At 62.1% G+C, this 15,823-nt stretch carries 17 protein-coding genes; 5 read left to right on the forward strand and 12 right to left on the reverse strand.

Annotation, left to right across the window (positions count from 1 at the left end; all coding sequences use genetic code 11):
• Nucleotides 1-40 precede the first annotated feature (40 nt).
• The gene (locus tag ACWW1C_RS14490; RefSeq protein ID WP_455984069.1) at nt 41-310 is read left to right on the forward strand and encodes a hypothetical protein; all 270 of its coding nucleotides are present in this window, start codon (nt 41-43) and stop codon (nt 308-310) included.
• 1 nt (nt 311) lies between these two features.
• Here the strand turns inward: ACWW1C_RS14490 and ACWW1C_RS14495 are convergent, their stop codons facing one another.
• From ACWW1C_RS14495 to ACWW1C_RS14505, 3 genes are all read right to left on the reverse strand, one after another.
• A complete protein-coding gene (locus ACWW1C_RS14495) occupies nt 312-1,658 on the reverse strand; it encodes a sensor histidine kinase (RefSeq protein WP_455984070.1) in 1,347 nt (448 codons plus the stop codon).
• 78 nt (nt 1,659-1,736) lie between these two features.
• Nucleotides 1,737-2,231 (reverse strand): thiol peroxidase, encoded by a 495-nt coding sequence (gene tpx, locus ACWW1C_RS14500; RefSeq protein ID WP_455984071.1) that lies wholly within the window; start codon nt 2,229-2,231, stop codon nt 1,737-1,739.
• Nucleotides 2,232-2,620: 389 nt separating this feature from the next.
• Nucleotides 2,621-2,929 (reverse strand): hypothetical protein, encoded by a 309-nt coding sequence (locus ACWW1C_RS14505; protein WP_455984072.1) that lies wholly within the window; start codon nt 2,927-2,929, stop codon nt 2,621-2,623.
• 111 nt (nt 2,930-3,040) lie between these two features.
• Here ACWW1C_RS14505 and ACWW1C_RS14510 point away from each other — a divergent pair, with 111 nt between their 5' ends.
• A complete protein-coding gene (locus ACWW1C_RS14510; protein ID WP_455984073.1) occupies nt 3,041-4,144 on the forward strand; it encodes a hypothetical protein in 1,104 nt (367 codons plus the stop codon).
• A 61-nt stretch (nt 4,145-4,205) separates the two neighbouring features.
• On the opposite strand, the gene ACWW1C_RS14515 is transcribed toward ACWW1C_RS14510, so the two are convergent.
• Entirely contained in the window at nt 4,206-4,718 is a 513-nt protein-coding gene (locus tag ACWW1C_RS14515; RefSeq protein ID WP_455984074.1) for a hypothetical protein, read from the reverse strand.
• Nucleotides 4,719-4,868: 150 nt separating this feature from the next.
• Between ACWW1C_RS14515 and ACWW1C_RS14520 the strand changes: the two genes are divergently transcribed.
• Nucleotides 4,869-5,825, forward strand: a complete 957-nt coding sequence (locus tag ACWW1C_RS14520; protein ID WP_455984075.1) for a hypothetical protein — start codon at nt 4,869-4,871, stop codon at nt 5,823-5,825.
• Between the two features lie 124 nt (nt 5,826-5,949).
• Nucleotides 5,950-6,717 (forward strand): hypothetical protein, encoded by a 768-nt coding sequence (locus tag ACWW1C_RS14525; protein ID WP_455984076.1) that lies wholly within the window; start codon nt 5,950-5,952, stop codon nt 6,715-6,717.
• A 257-nt stretch (nt 6,718-6,974) separates the two neighbouring features.
• Here the strand turns inward: ACWW1C_RS14525 and ACWW1C_RS14530 are convergent, their stop codons facing one another.
• The 6 genes from ACWW1C_RS14530 to ripD form a co-directional block, all read right to left on the reverse strand.
• Nucleotides 6,975-8,258 (reverse strand): phage major capsid protein, encoded by a 1,284-nt coding sequence (locus ACWW1C_RS14530; protein WP_455984077.1) that lies wholly within the window; start codon nt 8,256-8,258, stop codon nt 6,975-6,977.
• A gap of 197 nt (nt 8,259-8,455) precedes the next feature.
• Nucleotides 8,456-8,749 carry a hypothetical protein gene (locus tag ACWW1C_RS14535; protein WP_455984078.1) on the reverse strand — a complete coding sequence of 98 codons (294 nt, stop codon included), beginning with the start codon at nt 8,747-8,749 and terminating at the stop codon, nt 8,456-8,458.
• A gap of 552 nt (nt 8,750-9,301) precedes the next feature.
• Nucleotides 9,302-9,910, reverse strand: a complete 609-nt coding sequence (locus ACWW1C_RS14540) for a hypothetical protein (RefSeq protein ID WP_455984079.1) — start codon at nt 9,908-9,910, stop codon at nt 9,302-9,304.
• Between the two features lie 601 nt (nt 9,911-10,511).
• Nucleotides 10,512-10,808 carry a hypothetical protein gene (locus ACWW1C_RS14545; protein WP_455984080.1) on the reverse strand — a complete coding sequence of 99 codons (297 nt, stop codon included), beginning with the start codon at nt 10,806-10,808 and terminating at the stop codon, nt 10,512-10,514.
• A gap of 159 nt (nt 10,809-10,967) precedes the next feature.
• On the reverse strand, nt 10,968-11,870 hold the full coding sequence (locus tag ACWW1C_RS14550) for a tyrosine-type recombinase/integrase (protein WP_455984081.1): 903 nt from the start codon (nt 11,868-11,870) through the stop codon (nt 10,968-10,970).
• Between the two features lie 174 nt (nt 11,871-12,044).
• A complete protein-coding gene (ripD, locus tag ACWW1C_RS14555; RefSeq protein WP_455984082.1) occupies nt 12,045-12,725 on the reverse strand; it encodes an NlpC/P60 family peptidoglycan-binding protein RipD in 681 nt (226 codons plus the stop codon).
• A 270-nt stretch (nt 12,726-12,995) separates the two neighbouring features.
• On the opposite strand from ripD, the gene ACWW1C_RS14560 reads away from it, so the two are divergent.
• Complete coding sequence (locus ACWW1C_RS14560) at nt 12,996-13,658, forward strand: MOSC domain-containing protein (protein WP_455984083.1); 663 nt, start codon at nt 12,996-12,998, stop codon at nt 13,656-13,658.
• Here the strand turns inward: ACWW1C_RS14560 and ACWW1C_RS14565 are convergent.
• Nucleotides 13,655-14,854, reverse strand: coding sequence for an MFS transporter (locus ACWW1C_RS14565; protein WP_455984084.1), 1,200 nt, complete (start codon nt 14,852-14,854; stop codon nt 13,655-13,657). The two genes, ACWW1C_RS14560 and ACWW1C_RS14565, sit on opposite strands and share 4 nt — an antisense overlap.
• Nucleotides 14,855-14,910: 56 nt before the next feature.
• Nucleotides 14,911-15,804: a LysR family transcriptional regulator gene (locus ACWW1C_RS14570; RefSeq protein WP_455984085.1), complete on the reverse strand. Its 894-nt coding sequence runs from the start codon at nt 15,802-15,804 to the stop codon at nt 14,911-14,913.
• Nucleotides 15,805-15,823: the final 19 nt, after the last annotated feature.

Raw genomic sequence — 15,823 nt, forward strand, 5'->3', positions numbered from 1 at the left:
ACTTCCGCGGCGTTCACCTGAGTCGAGGAATGGGATAGCTATGAAATCGATAAAGCTCATTGTTGGTCTGGCCATCGCCGGCGGCGTCGCTGCCGGAGCCGTGGGACTCGGCGCCGGTACTGCCGGTGCCGACGCCGGTATGGCTCCGGTCCCGGCCCGCTGGGGCCACGGCCCCGGCTGGAACGGTCCGGGACCGGGCTGGGGTCCGCCGCCGCCACCGCCTCCGGCATGGGGCTGGAACCCGCCCGGAACCTGGAACGGCGGCTGGGAACCCGACGGCGGATTCTGCATCTTCGCCGCCTGCATCTGACTCAGTCCGCGTGCGGACGCGGTGCCGGCAGCTCCAGCAAAAGCCGGGCGCCGCCGAGTGGACTCTGCGCCAAAGACGCTGTGCCACCGTGCAGTTCAGCCTGCTGCGCAACCAACGCGAGGCCCAGGCCGGAACCCGAATGTGACGCGGTGGACCCACGTGCGAATCGATGGAACACCGCGTCACGTTCGTGTTCCGGTACGCCGGTGCCGTTGTCGTCGATGGCGATCTGCACCCCGTCGTGCGAGCTGACCGCTGACAGCTGCACCCGGGTCGCGCCACCGTGCTTGACCGCGTTGGCGATCGCATTGTCGACGACCAGCCGGAGCCCGACGGGCAGCCCCAGCATCAGCACCGTCGGCGACGGCACGAGGGCGACGTTGAGGTCGGGGTACACCCGCACCGCGTCGTGGGCCGCCCGGTCGAGCAGCTCGGTGATGTCGACGGGCACCAGATCGTCGGCCGTGGTCAGCTCGCCCTGAGCGAGGCGTTCCAGCGCCGTCAGGGTCGCCTCGATGCGGGTCTGGGTACGCATGACGTCACCGATCACTTCGGCACGCTGCTCCGCCTCGAGGTCCAGCGTGGACAGCACCTCGAGGTTGGTACGCATCGCGGTCAACGGCGTCCGCAATTCGTGCGACGCCACCGACGCGAAGTCGCGGGCGGACTCCAGCGCGGCCTTGGTCCGTTCCTGCTCCTCGCCGATGCGCGCCAGCATGCCCTCGACAGCCTCGGCGATCTCCACCGCCTCCGAGACACCACGCACGTGGACCTCTTCGGGCTTCGACTGCGCGTTGATCTGCCGGGCCTGTTGAGCGAGCTTCCGGAACGGGTTGATCATCACGAACCACATCGAGCCGCCGACCAGGAACGTGCCGAGGATGACGCCGCTGCAGATGGCCAGAATGCGGATGTGCAGCGTGCGGATCTGACGTTGCGCCTCGGCCAGCGGTGCGCCGAGGGCGATGGACGCCGATCCCGTGGTGACGGTGCGGACGCGGTATTCGACTCCATTGATCGTGGTGTTGGCATAGCCGGCGTCGAACTGCGGCAGCACGATATCCGCCGGCATCGAGACCGTGGCGGCACCGATGCGGACGGTCTGCACCAGTGAGCCCTCGGATTGTGGCGTGCCGGTCGGGCTCTGCCTGGCGATGCTCAGCAACGTATTGACGTCCGGCAGGCTGCTCAGCGAGTCCAGCCGGCGGTCGAGCTGGCTGTATTGGTCGTTGGTGACACCGATCCACACCCAGGTTCCGATGATCAGCACCGTCGCGACCACCGATAACGCGGCGACAACGACGATGGCTCGCAACGACAAAGCCGGTATCGGTAATCGCAACTGCACCAAGTCATCATGCCCGATGCGAAAACACGGACGGGGTGCGTGCCCCTGGCACACACCCCGTCCGTCGAAGAGCCGGTGTTACTTGGCGGCAGCCAGGGCCGCGTCGTAGTCCGGTTCCTGGGCGATCTCGGGCACCAGTTCGGTGTACGCGACGTTGCCGTCAGCGCCGATCACCACGATGGCGCGGGCGAGCAGGCCGGCCATGGGGCCGTCGGAGATGGTGACGCCGTAGTCCTCGCCGAAGCCGTCCCGGAACGCCGACGCGGTGGAGACGTTCTCGATGCCCTCGGAACCGCAGAAACGCTTCTGGGCGAACGGCAGATCCTTCGACACGTTCACGACAGTGGCGCCGTCGGCCGCCGCCCGCTCGTTGAAGGTCCGCACGCTGGTGGCACACACCGGGGTGTCGATCGACGGAAAGATGTTGAGCACCACGGGCTTACCGCTGAACTGGTCGTTGGTGACCGCACCGAGGTCGACGCCGGTCAGGGCGAACGCCGGAGCCGCCGACCCGACAGCGGGCAGGTCGCCGACGGTGTTGATGGGGTTTCCACGCAGGGTTATCTGTGCCATAGGAACCATTAAACAGTGTGCTCACTGGGTATTCTCGGTAGGTACCGGCGAACGTTGTGGGTCGTTATAACCTACAGTCAGCAAACAATCTGCTCACGTGTCGCGCGCTTGGTCGGTCCGGGCGTGTCCTATCCCGCCAAACCCTATGGCACTCTGCCGCGAATCATCTAACCATTGATTGAAGGTGATTGGTATGCAACAGATTTCACGAATCAGTGTCCTGCAATACCCGGTCAGATGCCAGTCTTTCGTCCAACAGCCGGTTCATCGCCTTCGGCGTGCCCACATAGCCGCACCTGCGGATGAACGCCAGCAGGGACAACTCTCGGTCAATCGTGTCTAGATCGCGCACACCTACATAGACGTTGATCGGCGGCGAACGGTTCCACCTATCTCGGTAGGCGTAACTGGTGAGGCTGCAACCACAGCACAGTACCGACGGTGTTGCAGCCGTCGGCTGTCGATAGATCCACCTGCACGACGGCCAGCCAGCCACCCGACGATGTGCGCACCCACGCTACCTGTTGGCCCGGATGGAATGCGCCGATGGTCAGCCCGTGCGCGCGAACATCGCCCGGAGCCAGCGACAGACTCGACAGCCCTGGTCGGCACCACAACCCGGTACCGAACACCTGCACGGGCCGATCCACGCGGCGACAAATCTCGACACCGGGCTGACTGACCCATTCTTCGAACATACGTTCGTATTCTAGTCGATTCCCCGCGCCTTGCTAATCTTCGTCCTCGTAACGGAAATCAAGAATAAGTGCGTTGAGGGGGACCAATGCCGCTGGCTGGAAGGTTGATCGATGCCAAACGATGGTCCGCCCGTGCCTAGCGATGCGGCAGAACTCGACGAGACCGGCGAACCGCTCCAGATCCTGCTGATTAGCCCTGGACAAATACAGGAGAACCAGAAAAGCGCGGCAGCTTGTTTGACCGCGCTTGGTGAGTTCAGCCAAAACATGTCGAAAGCTCGTGTCAGGGGCGAAATCTCCCTGGATGCGCGCGACAGACTGATACATGCAGATAATCTCACAACGACAATCCTTGAACTTCTGACATCAAAAATTGAGTTGCACAATTCGCGCCGAAATTCGCTTGTCGAGTTATCGCTATTCGTGCGCGCTTACGACCTAGACTACCTACGCGACGCGGTCAACAACGCGTCAGTCGAACTCAACCATCGACCTAACGAGGCCGGACCAACTCTGCACGGTTTGGTTCCACTCCTCCAGGCATGGGTCGATTCAATCATTCCCAGTGTTCTCGATGACCTTCAACTCCGAGCCAAGCTGGCCGGCTTCCGGATTGGCCTTCCCCCCCGTGCGCAAAACGTTCTAAGCGCATACCAGCACGAACGCCGAATCAGCGGCCTTGAACGTCAGGCCGAAACGGCAGTTGCGAACTTGAAGCAAGCGGCGGGTGAGGGCGGAAAAGAGCGCCTAGCACAGACTTTCGAGGCCCGTGCCACGGAGGAAACGACCAGCGCGACGAACTGGAACAGGCTTGTCATGGCATTCGTAGCGCTCGGCATCGTTTTGCCGCTGATCGCGATTGTTCTTGGTGGCCACATCCTTGGCACACCTTCGACAACTACCGGCGTGCTCATGAAGGCACTCATCGGCCTACCCATGTTTGCCCTCGCAACGTACAGCGGTCGCATCTCCGCCCAGCATCGCAAGATGGCGCAACACATGAAACTGCTGGTCGCTCAGATTGATTCTGTAAAAGCCTATGTAGAACCGCTTCCAACTGAGGTGCAACAAGACATCATCGCCACGCTCGGAAAACGAGCATTCTCTGAACCGGGGACCACAACCAACGCCGACGGTACGGTTGGCATTCCGCCCGAGCAGGTCTTACCCGTCCTGGAAAAGGCAATCGAGGCGCTCAAGCAAACCCGCAAGTAGCGTCAATCTCAGTGAAAGACTGATTGAAGTCAGACTTTTCGAGAAGCGGGCAACCCCAGACTCACATCCCATTGACCTTGGGCGTATACGTGCACAACGCCTTCAGGCCGTGGGCATCGATGTTGTCCCAGTCAATCTGCGAGATGACGTTGCGATCACACGTGAGCTCGAACAGCGTTGACATGTGCTGAACGCCGCCGACGCTTGTGGTCGGTCCGGTGACCGTGATGGTTCCGGTTTCGAAGCTCGGGTCAGCGAACAGCGTCTTCCATATCTGCCTAGTGGGTTGTACCAGCTCGATGTCGTTGTCGATCCCTGTCGATTCTTCGACCGCGTAGTAGACCTTGCACGATGTTTCGCCGGTGCAAGCGGCCGATGCAGCGCCAGCCAGTTTGGTAGCGCCCGAAGGTCGCCCGTCGCCGAGCGCGTTCTCGACCGTCTTAACTACAGCTTCGTTGCTGACGGTGTAAGAGCTTGGGGCCGCGTACTCGGAATGTGAACATGCCGCAACTATTGACGCGGCCAAGGAAGTCAAGATCAAGATACTTACCGAGCCCGTCTTTACGTTTCCCATGGGTGCATTGTGAGCCGCATGCGAGCGCTGGTTCGCCAAACCACGATTTTGCTGGCCATTAGGTTTGTCGCGTCCGATGCGCGCAAGTCACGCCAACCGAGCCCAGACGGCGGGGCCAAAATGTAGCTTGGCACTCATGGTCGGGGGTTGGTGACGGTGGGTTTCTGGCTCGGCGGTGTCGATCCTGCCAGCGGGGACCGCGTATGGGACTTCGGAACGATGCCATTGGAGACCAAGCTGGCTCCCGGTCCCATCGAAAAGTCAGATTATGAATTTCAACAGCTTTCGGACTTCCTGCGCGTCGCGCACGCTACCGGGGCGATCTCCGATCTTGAAAGCTACGAACCCGGCGGCGACCCGCCGGACTTCATCGTCACGCCGGCTGGCGGCGCGCCGCTAGCAGTGGAACTGACAACTCTGTCCGTCACAGATGTCTCCCGCCAACGGCTTAACGACATCCGCAGGCTTGGTCGCGATGTGGCCGCGAAGGTCGCTGAAGAGCCGGGCAAGTTCATGCACCTTGTCGGGCGCACCGTTTCGTTGGCCGAACACGCGGGCGATGCCCATCGCCCACGCAGAAGAAACCCATCGCAGCGTGCTGCGTTGGCCGAAGCCCTGGCCCAAGCGCTCGAATCTGATTTCGGCATCGCTTTCGAATGGCCGACTGAATACAACGACGCAAGGGAGATTCCGTCGCACATCGCCCAACTGGGTGTGCGCCGAATCGAAGAGTATGAGCTGACAGTACATCGCTCACACCAGGACCCCAGCGCTCCACCGTCGGTCACCGCAGATATTCAACTTCGATTCAACGAAACTGATCTCGTCAAACGACTTACGGATCGGATCGACGCGAAGGATGTCGCCGCCAACCAAATTCTCCTAGTTACCACCGGGCTGATTGACAGCCAGGGATATGTAGTACGTGGCGACCACTTCATCTATCACAAGGTGAAAGAGCTTCTCTCAGCCGGCAGACTGTCGCTCAGGCCAAAGCATCTAAATCAGATCATCGTGCATCAATGGCGGTCTAACGATGCGATGGTGATCTACCAACGGCCCGGAACCGCAGCGTTGGTGGACACGACGCCGCGGGAACAGATATAGCGAATCACAGCGGGCCGAGCTAGCCGGGTCCGCGTGGCTGCTGCCCACCTCGGCGCTAGATTCGACGGCGACACTTAGGAAGTACGGGCGCCAATGGTCCACACCGTCCGATACTGTGCACAACGTGTCGGGAACTGAACTAGCGGCCAGCCTCGTGTCATCGCTGGCCTGGCCGGTCGTCGTCTTAGTCCTCGTTGTCGTCATGCATAAGCAGATCAAAACCGCAGCAGATGCGCTGATCAAGCGATTCGCAGACATAAAGTCAATCAAGGCTGCTGGGATATCGGTCGAACTCGAAAATGAAATCAAGAAGGTAGCTGCCGACACGGAGAATCAGATAGCGGCCGATGCCGAACTCAAGGCCGAACTAGGCGGGTCAGAGAAATCAAAGCCAAATGTACGAATTTCGGGCTCTGATGGATTCAGAGAGGCGGACGACAGCGAACCCGAGGCTGCCACCTCCCCGACCGAACCTACAGAGGATCGTCTAGGCAAGTACCAACGACTGGCAGAGTTGGACCCCAAAGCTGCTGTTCTCGTGGGATTTTCGCATCTCGAAGGCCTGTTGCGACGCTATCACCAAGACCGGTTCCCCAGGCCCGGACGCCAATCGTTCCCCCCTTTTCCATATATCGTCAACGATTTTATCGAAAGCGAAATACTCCCGCCGGACATCGGTCGATCACTACTACAACTGAGCCGAATCCGCAACAAACTCGCACACAGCCACGAAGCGGAAATATCAAAAGAAGCAGCCGACGCATATATCGAAGCTATCGGCAATATCATCGGATACCTATTGCTCAGCGATTCACTTGCAGGCAAGCCCAAGCCATCGGATGATGGCGAATCAGATAAGGCTCATAAATATGCCATGCCGGGCAGCCCGTAGCACACCAAGCCAAGCCGAAAGTCGATGGTGGTGAAGTTGCTATATCGGCAAGTATGTTAACCCGGCGGGATACGGATGGTATCCCGCCGGGCGTTTGAGAAAACAGGCGAGGACGAGTTCATTTGTTTTCTCTCATTGGTTGAGACGGAAACCAACCGGCACACAAACGGGCGTGTGCAACCAATCCGACCGGTGAAGCGTTATGCCACCCCAAGGCACGAGGGGTTAGAGGAAAACCTCACCGGTACGGAAACCTGTTAGGCCGCTTCCAGACCGGTCACGATGTTGACCGCCGTGGGACGCTGCACACCGATAGCAATGCGTTCCTCGCAGCGGAACGACACCGCGTTGTTCTGCCATGAGTAGGTGTCGTTCTGGTTGATTTCCAGCGACATGCCCTGACGCGTCCACGCCAGCACCGCCTTGGACGTGTCGAACACCAGCGCCGTGCCCTCCGGGATGTAGGTGTTCACCACCATGCGGACGCCCCAGATGGTGTCCACCTGCCCGGTAGCCGGATCGGCGGCCAGCAGATAGCGGCCCATCGAATCCTTTTGGCTACGCAGATACGTCCACGTAGTCGGATGCATCGCCACGAGATTCGCGGTAGCGAACGACGTACCAATCCGCAGGTCATTAAACGCAAGCTGCATGCAATCCAGAGGTGTCTGCCCGGACGCAACCGCCCGCGTTAGCGTCCCGGAGGTGTTCAGGATGCCCGTCATGCCCGGCAGGACGCCGGTCGCCCCGGTGCCGTTGACCACCAGGTTCGTCTCAGCGTCCACGATGGCGCGGGACAGCTCCGACGGCACAAACGATAGGAATTCACGGAAGTCCTGTAGGGCCTCAGTCGATACAGAGGCCAACGCGGCGACCTTGGTGGGCGTCACGATGTGCTTGGTGAGCTGCATGCCAAGGTCGGGCTTCTGGCCCAGCTCCGCGACATAGGCGGCGGGATTCGTGTTGCCCGAATGTGCCAGGTACTCCACAGCGGGACCGTCCATAGATGCGCCGATGAACTCGGTGAACAGGCGGTTCGGCTCGTACGGCAGGGCCTGCGTCAGGTTCGGCACCTGTACCGGCGGAAAGAGTCCAGTTGAACCCATCGACGGCGCACCGCCGGCGATGGGCGACTTGACCTGCGCGCGCTTAAAGTCCTTGCCGGAGAATTCCATTCGGAACGACGGCAGTTTCTTCGACGCCGCTTCGAACAACTGCTCGTAGGCTTCGGCCGGGAGGTTCAGCGGTGACGGGGCGATCCAGCTATCGGTCTGGTTGACGTCGGTAGGGCCGTCGTATTGGCCTGCGCCCTCGCCGCGCATCCGGGCCATCAGGGCCTCGGACCGGACAAGCTGCCCCTTCTGCTCTTCGAGATAAGCGCGTTCGGCCTTGAATTCCTCGTACTCGTCGCCGACGGCATCCAGAGCCTTGTCCTGTGCAGCACCAACCGACTTAGTTCGCGCTACCTGGACCTTGGCCTTCAGTTCCTTGGCCCACTCAGCGAGTTGCCTTTCGCGGAACTGAATCTGAGATTGATTCATATTCTGTTGTCTCTATTCAGTTATATATTCAATTGTCTTTGTGAAACACCAACGGGACACCCAATATGGTGTGCGGCTGGTTGGGTTAGCCTCAGCGGCCGTATTCGAGGGTCATCATCCGGGGCATAGCCGATATTCGGTTATGAGCGGAACTAGCGTCAAACGCGGCGGGTGATTAACTAACCCGTGACGGCTACCTATCGCAATCCGTGAAGCATCACGTTGGTGTAATAGGCGTTGGTCATCTTTACGTAGTCCGAATCCGACTGGCTGAAAGACCAATCGAAAGCGGCATACGCCAAAGCGCGTGCGTAATCGATACGCTCGCACTCCGCATCATCCAAACCGTCACGTGGGCCGAAAGTAGCGGACAGGAATTCAAAGGACGAATCTTGAAGTTCGAACCAGTCAGATCCCATCGGGTACCTAACAGCGTCTGTAACGCGCTTGGCGAAGTTTCGGGGCATATCCCCGTCGGTAAGTGTTTTCATGTCTCACAATCGAAAATAGAGGCCATTATGGGCCATATCAGTCAACGGGGTGGGAAATTCGTGTAAAGTGGTCACCATGCGGCCGAATCCGACAAAAAGCTCCATTTTGTCACCGCACAGAAATGCCCACCGCGCGGTCATTTTGGATTCGCGCCTAGGGATTCTGGCCGCCCCCGGCGTTAACGACGACCGGGAAGCGTTCGATTCGCCCGAGCTTGCTTGACGTCTCCAAAGCGGCGACGTCGAGTAGTTGATTCACCTGGTGCGGTGACATCCACGTTGTGTCACCGCATCCGCACATGAACAGGATGGAACCGTCGGCGCGAGACGCCAGCACGGCTGGCCGGTCAGGCACGCGACCGGCGCCGCGTCGGCAGTTCAGACTGTGCGTACCGTTCGAATCGTTCGGCAATCATGCGCGCCTGACGTGGCGTGACAATCCAATCGAGCTCGCCATGCGATGTGGTGCCGAGACGCACGGACGCCACAGGCGCAGTGCCAGCGTGACCAGGAATGATGTCCATCTCGTCAACGAGAAGTGGAGTGCGGTTCTTAAGCAATTGTTGATCCTTTCGGGGAAACGGGTTGGTAGTCGGCGACTGAATACCCGTTGACGAATATCAACGGATTCTGCGCAGGCGTGTAAATGGGATCGAACCTGCCCATACGCTTGGCGGTTCCTTGCTTTCCGTATGTGGGTGTGTGATATGTCGCGAACTTCTTCAGTTGCTTGTTGTAGATTGCGTCGGCGTTTTCAGACCATCGCAGGTTCTCCGCAGCGCAATTACCCATATCGCCATCGATGTGCACCACGTCTGCCGTCGCCCACGATTTCGGTAGACCATGAAATGAAGTACAAACGATCTCATCAACAAGCCGGAACCGGCTAAGTCTTACCAACTCGAGATTAGCTTCTGTCCGGTTCTTTTCGAATGTGGGACCATAGTTGTGCGGTTCGCCCCGCATATCGTGATTGTTAGGCCGCGCACTACACATAGGCACCCAGCCGAGATATTCACCTTTGAAGTCCACGGCGGGCATATCGCCAAACATTTCCACCGATTGTTTGCGACGGTGGTGGAATATGTGGCCGGCCTCGTTTACTTCCCAACTGTCCGGCAACCCGTCAATGAGTCTGCGCGGATAACGCTTTTGTGCCATCTCCCCTTTTTGCGCGTTTCGCCTCGCGCATATCTTTCCGATAGTTCCGTAACGCAACCCCAGCGGGTGACCAATCACCTAGGTGCCGTGCAGACGTTTCGGAGTTTGTTTTAGGCGCGCGTTTTGCTGGGCACGTTCCTGTAGGCGACGTTCCCGGCGAAAAGCGCGCGCAAGAATTTTTGTGTGTTTTGCGGGGTACCCTCACCAGCCGTCGGGGTTTCCCCACGGGGTGCATTCATCACATCCGTGATGTGCCGCATTCGTTCAGCCGTTCCTTCGTCCCGGCTTCACTCGGTGCGGTAGGACGCTGACGCGACATTCCCTCTTACTATCAAGTTTACTGGCGGCATACCGGAATCGCTCCTTAGCAATTCACCGGCGTCTGACCAGCGGAAATTGCGCGCCTATTACTGACCAAAGGCAGTTGCCACAGTCGGCGCATCGATCACCAGCAACGGCCACGGGTAGCCAGCGGGCCGGGATCGCGGGCGGCAGGCCGACTGGGTGCCCGAACCGAAGCCCGACCACACAGAACAGCTCCGCTGTCATACCGGGCTGGCCAACGCCCCAACCGGGGGTACGAGGAACCGCACGGGCGATGTCACGCTTCGACGTTCTCGGCGTCGGGCTGGTACTCCCCCGGCCGCCTGGCCATGCCTTTGCGGCGGCGACGGGCGGCGACCGACTTGGCGGCCAGCCCGGCGTAATACGCCTTGCGCAGTGACTCCGACGCGGCGGCACGTGCAGACGGTGGTAGATGCTCGACTTGCTTGTCGAACTTGTCCAAGAGGCCACGACGCGCGGCCAGCGTCCGTGCACTGCGGTCAGCGGTATTTGCCCAAGACAGGTGGGCGGCCTTTTGAGCGCACAGGCGGCGCTCGGCTATGGATGCAGACAACGAAAACTCCCATGACACAAGGGGATTGGTTCGAATGTCCTGCGCGCCGACACTGTCGGCAGGTGGCAGCGATTGAGAGCCGCGACGGGGCTACTCCACCTGACTACGGGGGACCAACAGAACATACACCGCTCCGCCGGTCTGTGCGAGTAGCAATTTCTACGACTCGACACCTAGCCCGAGCCGGTCGAACTCTTCCGCCGCCAATGTCTCACGCGCTGACGCGACGTAGCGGTCAACCATCCGCCGGTCAGCCCACCCGGACTGGGCCATCAGACCCGTCTCCGACCCGCCAGCGGACAGCCAGCGGACCGCCGAGGTGTGCCGCAGTTGGTGCAGGTGGAATCCTGGTATCCCGGCCGCGTTGCCGCGTTTGGTCATGGCGTACCCCAATCCGGAGTAGGTCAGGCGTGTCCCCCGCCACCCAAGCCATAGCGGACCCTTTAGCGGGAACCCGCAGCGTTTGCGCTGGCGTAGGTACCGGTCGATGTGTTCGGCGGTCTGCGCGCTGAACTTCGAGCGCCGACCCTTGCCGCCCTTGCCGCGACGGACCGTCACCATGCAGTCCGCGATGGTCAGGTCTTCGAGGTCGATGCCGAGTAGTTCCGCTGCGCGCATGCCGGTATCGACACACAGCGCCACCATCGCCTTATCGCGCTTGTCCATCATTTCTGGGCCGTTGCACGCCGCCATCAGTGCTTTCACGCTGGCATCGGCTAAGTGGGGAACCACCTTGCCGTCGCCCTTGGGTGGCTTCACGGTCAGCACGCCGTCCACGTCCATGCCCTCCTCCTCGGCAAGCCACTTGGCGAACTGCTTCAGAGCATTCAGGCGGACTTTGCCCGTGTTGGGCTCCCCGGCGGCGATGGACGCCATGTGTTCGATGACGTTCTTTTTCGTCAGCTCGACAGGCAGGCCTTCGGCTTCGCACCAGGTCAGGTAGTTGCGGACATTGATCCGGTAGACCTTCAGCGTCGCCGGAGACTTGCGCCGACCCTTCAGCACGGTCAACCAGGAACCCATCAGCTCCGACAGGTCATCATCCAGCAAAGGAGTACCCACGCCAGATATCCTACAGTTGCAACGTTATGCGTGTGTTATATCTACAGTATTAACACTATTTCTGCAGGTCAACAGCGATTACCGGTTACACACCTGACTGAGGTTATCTGTGCCATACCCGACAGTCTGTCAAGACCGCGTCACGTCCGCAGCGCGGGGGTGCTGCTGCGCCGCCTACTGCCACTCGATGATGCGGCTCAGGTACGGGTCCATGCCGTTGGTGCGCACCTGGGTCAGTGACACCGACGGCTCGGTGCCCTCGATCATCTGGCCGTTGCCGACGAACAGGGCCACACTCTGCGAGCCGGCCGGCCCGTAGAACAGCAGGTCGCCGGGCAGTGCTTGGTCAGCGGTGATCTTGCGGCCGACCTTGTACTGCTCACCCGATGACCGCGGCAGCTTGATGCCGACGCCGGCGAACGCGTACTGCACCAGACCGGAGGCATCGAAGCCCGGCGTCGTCGGTGCCGGCGTGCTGGCGCCCGCGGCCGGCGACGGGCCGAACAGGCCCGACAGGCCCGGGATGACGGCATTGGACTGCGGTGCGGCGACTGGCTGGGTGACGCCCAACGGCTGCAGGCCGACCTGAGGCGCCGGCTGGGCCACCGGGGCCGCCGCTGTCGTGACGCTGGCCGGCGGCAGGCTGGGGCCGTTGGCGTTGCCGCCGCCGTAGACGAACGGCACCCCGCGCTGAGACAGCGCGCGCTGGATGACGAAGTCGATGGCCTGCCGGTGGGTGCCGCCGGTCCAGGTGGTGTCGGCCGATGCGACGGGCGCCGATACCAGCGGGGCCGCCACCGCCATGGGCGTCGCCAGCAGTGCTGCGCTCGCCACTGTCACAATCATCCGTCGCATTTCGGCCACCTCTCGTCGTGCGCCACCGGGACACACGACGCCGCGTTGTCTACGCGGGGGTCGTGACCCCGGAGGTCCCTCTCGTCACAAATTTCACTAACGTCACTTTTACCCCAAACCCGCGCCTTATCCCACATAAATGCAGGTCAGCGCGGGATTATTATCGAAAATGTGATCGAATGGTGATCGCAGGCAACAGATCTCGGCGCGGCCGGTGACCCGCGCCACTTGCCGCCGAGGTGGCTCGAGAGCACCTCTAGGCTTGCCCTCATGGCGGCGATCCTGACGGTGAATCTGGCGGTCCCACAACCCAGCCCCGACAAGGATCGGCTGAGCACGGGCATCGACAAGCGACCGACGTCCGAGCCGGTGGCGGTTCGCGCGCCCGGGCCCATGCACGGCGGCCTCGGCAGCGGCCTGATCGGTGACACCATCGGCGATCAGCAGTTCCACGGTGGTGACGACCAGGCGGTGTACGCCTATGCACGCGAAGACCTCGACGACTGGCAGGTGCGCCTCGACCGCGAACTGGCCAACGGCTCGTTCGGCGAGAACCTCACCACCGCAGGGCTCGAGGTGAACGACGCCGTCATCGGCGAGCGCTGGCAGATCGGTGACGGCGGCCCGCTCCTGGAAGTGAGCCGGCCCCGTATCCCGTGCCGCACCTTCGCCGAGTGGCTCGAAATCCGGGGCTGGGTCAAGACTTTCACCAAGCAGGCCCTGCCCGGCGCGTACCTGCGGGTCGTGACGCCTGGCGTGCTCCGTGCCGGGGCCCCGATCACCGTGGTCTCGCACCCGTCGCACGACGTCACGGTCGCGCTGGTGTTCCGCGCCCTGACCCTCGAACCGGAGCTGCTGCCGCGGCTACTCCCGGCCGACGCGCTGCCGGAGGCGATCAAGGACCGCGTCCACCAGCGGGCGAACCAGCACTAGTCGCGCAGCACGGCGGCCGCGGCAAGCGCCGCGACGATCTGCAGCCCGACGATGACGGCGGCCACGGCCGACCAGCCGGCGGCATCGAAGGCGATCCCGCCGACCCAACCGATCACACTCGAACCGGCGTAGTACGCCAGGTTGTACAGCGAGCCGGCCTGCGCCTTGCCCACCGTGGCCAACTGGCCGGTCCAGCCCGACGCCGTCGCATGCGCACCGAAGAAGCCGGCGGTGGCGACCAGCAGACCCGCGAGGACCGTGAACACGTTGTGGCTCAGCGTGATCACCACACCGACACCCATCACCGCGACACTGCCCAGCAGCACCGGGCGGCGGCCGAACCGGCCGGCCGCGGCGCCGGCCCACGCCGACGCCCACGTACCCGCCAGATAGGCCACGAACATCAGGCTGACGACGGTCTGCGGTAGCCCGAACGGCGCCGCGCTCAACCGGAAGCCGAGGAAGTTGTACATCGCGACGAACCCGCCCATGAGCAGGAAGCCCTGCAGATAGAGCACCACTTGCCTGGGGTTGCGCAGGTTGACGGCCAGCCGGTGTGCCAGCGAGCCCTCGGTTTCCCCACGGGCCGGAACGAACCCCTGCGGTTCGGGCGCGAGCCGCATGAACCCGATAGCCGCTGCGCTGCACAGCAATCCGACGACGAACATGGCCCACCGCCAGTCGGTGAACTCGGCGACCGGTGCGGCCACCAGACGGCCGAGCAGGCCACCGATGGTGGTGCCGGCGACGTAGGTCCCCGCAGCCCGTGCCGCGTGGCCGGCCTCGATCTCCTCGGTCAGATAGGCCACCGCGATGGCCGGCACTCCCCCGAGCGCCAACCCTTCGGCGAATCGGCCGGTCAGCAACAGCTGGAACGTCGGCGCGAACGGCACCAACAGCGCCAGACCTGTTGCGACACAGACGGAATAGGACATCGCGCGCACCCGGCCGATGCGGTCGGCGAGCGTCGACCAGCCGATGACCCCGAGGGCCAGACCGATGGTGGACGCCGACACCATGAGCGCTGACGCGGCCGCACCGGTATCGAGGCTGCGGGCGATCAGCGGTAGTACGGCCTGCGGAGAGTACAGCTGCGCGAACGTCGCAACGCCCGCGCAGAACAGTGCACCGAGCAGCCTGCGGTAGTCGGTGGATCCGCGCGCATGGCCGCTCCAGACAGGCGCTTCAACAGTCACAAAAGCAGGCTAGGAAGCGCCTTATTCATGTGTCCAATACATTAATTGTGGTCAATTCATGCATTATGCGCATCAATGGCGGTGGCACCGACGAACTCGGCGAATCGTGCTGCGGCGGGCGACAATTCGCGGCCCTTGACCCACGCCATGCCGATCTCGCGTTTGACCCGGGTATCGGACAGTGGGATGTAGGTCACCGAGGGAGCACCGCGGCCGGGCCGCGGCACCGGTACGACAGCGACGCCGAATCCCGCCGCGACCAATCCCTCCATCGTCGGGATCTCCATCGCCTCGAACGCGATCTCGGGCGTGATGCCGCTCTCGGCCCACACCTGATCGGTCAGCTGGCGCAGCCCGAAATCCGCCCCGAGCGCGATGAAGGTCTCGTCGGCCACCTCGCTCAAGCGCACGCGGGCGCGGCCCACCAGACGATGATCGGCAGGCACCGCCAGGCACAGCCGTTCGACGTACAGCACGCGCCAGGCGCACGGCACCTGAGCCGGCCGCGGAGACGTGATCGCGACGTCGGCCTGACCGGTGCGCAGCCGCTCCGCGATGTCGTGCGCCGCACCCTGGAACAACTCGAAGCGCACCGCGGGCGCGAGCGCCCGGAACTGCCGAAGTACTTCCGGCACAAACCAATTCGCCGTGGAATGCAGAAAAGCCAACCGCACCAGGCCACTGTCCGGGTCCAGCAAGGCCTCGATCCGGCTGTGTGCCGCAGCCATCTCGGCAATGCTGCGGCGGGCATGCTCGAGCATGATCTGCCCGTAGCCGTTCAGCCGGAGGCGGCGGCCGGTGCGGTCGAAAAGCGGTGTGCCGACCTGATTTTCCAGCCGGGCCAGGGCCCGCGACAACGTCGGTTGCGCGACGCCCAGTTCAGCGGCGGCGTCGGTGACATGCTCGGTCTCAGCCAGGACGACGAACCAGCGCAGTTCATCCAGGAGCACGAAAGCACAGTACCCCGTG

The organism is Mycobacterium sp. HM-7 (assembly GCF_053852335.1).

Bases quoted from the DNA above. Each gene is read 5' to 3' on its own strand.
- ACWW1C_RS14490 (WP_455984069.1), top strand. From the start codon at position 41: ATGAAATCGATAAAGCTCATTGTTGGTCTGGCCATCGCCGGCGGCGTC.
- ripD (WP_455984082.1), bottom strand. From the start codon at position 12,725: ATGCGACGGATGATTGTGACAGTGGCGAGCGCAGCACTGCTGGCGACG.
- ACWW1C_RS14510 (WP_455984073.1), top strand. From the start codon at position 3,041: ATGCCAAACGATGGTCCGCCCGTGCCTAGCGATGCGGCAGAACTCGAC.
- ACWW1C_RS14505 (WP_455984072.1), bottom strand. From the start codon at position 2,929: ATGTTCGAAGAATGGGTCAGTCAGCCCGGTGTCGAGATTTGTCGCCGC.
- ACWW1C_RS14530 (WP_455984077.1), bottom strand. From the start codon at position 8,258: ATGAATCAATCTCAGATTCAGTTCCGCGAAAGGCAACTCGCTGAGTGG.
- ACWW1C_RS14535 (WP_455984078.1), bottom strand. From the start codon at position 8,749: ATGAAAACACTTACCGACGGGGATATGCCCCGAAACTTCGCCAAGCGC.
- ACWW1C_RS14515 (WP_455984074.1), bottom strand. From the start codon at position 4,718: ATGGGAAACGTAAAGACGGGCTCGGTAAGTATCTTGATCTTGACTTCC.
- ACWW1C_RS14540 (WP_455984079.1), bottom strand. From the start codon at position 9,910: ATGGCACAAAAGCGTTATCCGCGCAGACTCATTGACGGGTTGCCGGAC.
- tpx (WP_455984071.1), bottom strand. From the start codon at position 2,231: ATGGCACAGATAACCCTGCGTGGAAACCCCATCAACACCGTCGGCGAC.
- ACWW1C_RS14560 (WP_455984083.1), top strand. From the start codon at position 12,996: ATGGCGGCGATCCTGACGGTGAATCTGGCGGTCCCACAACCCAGCCCC.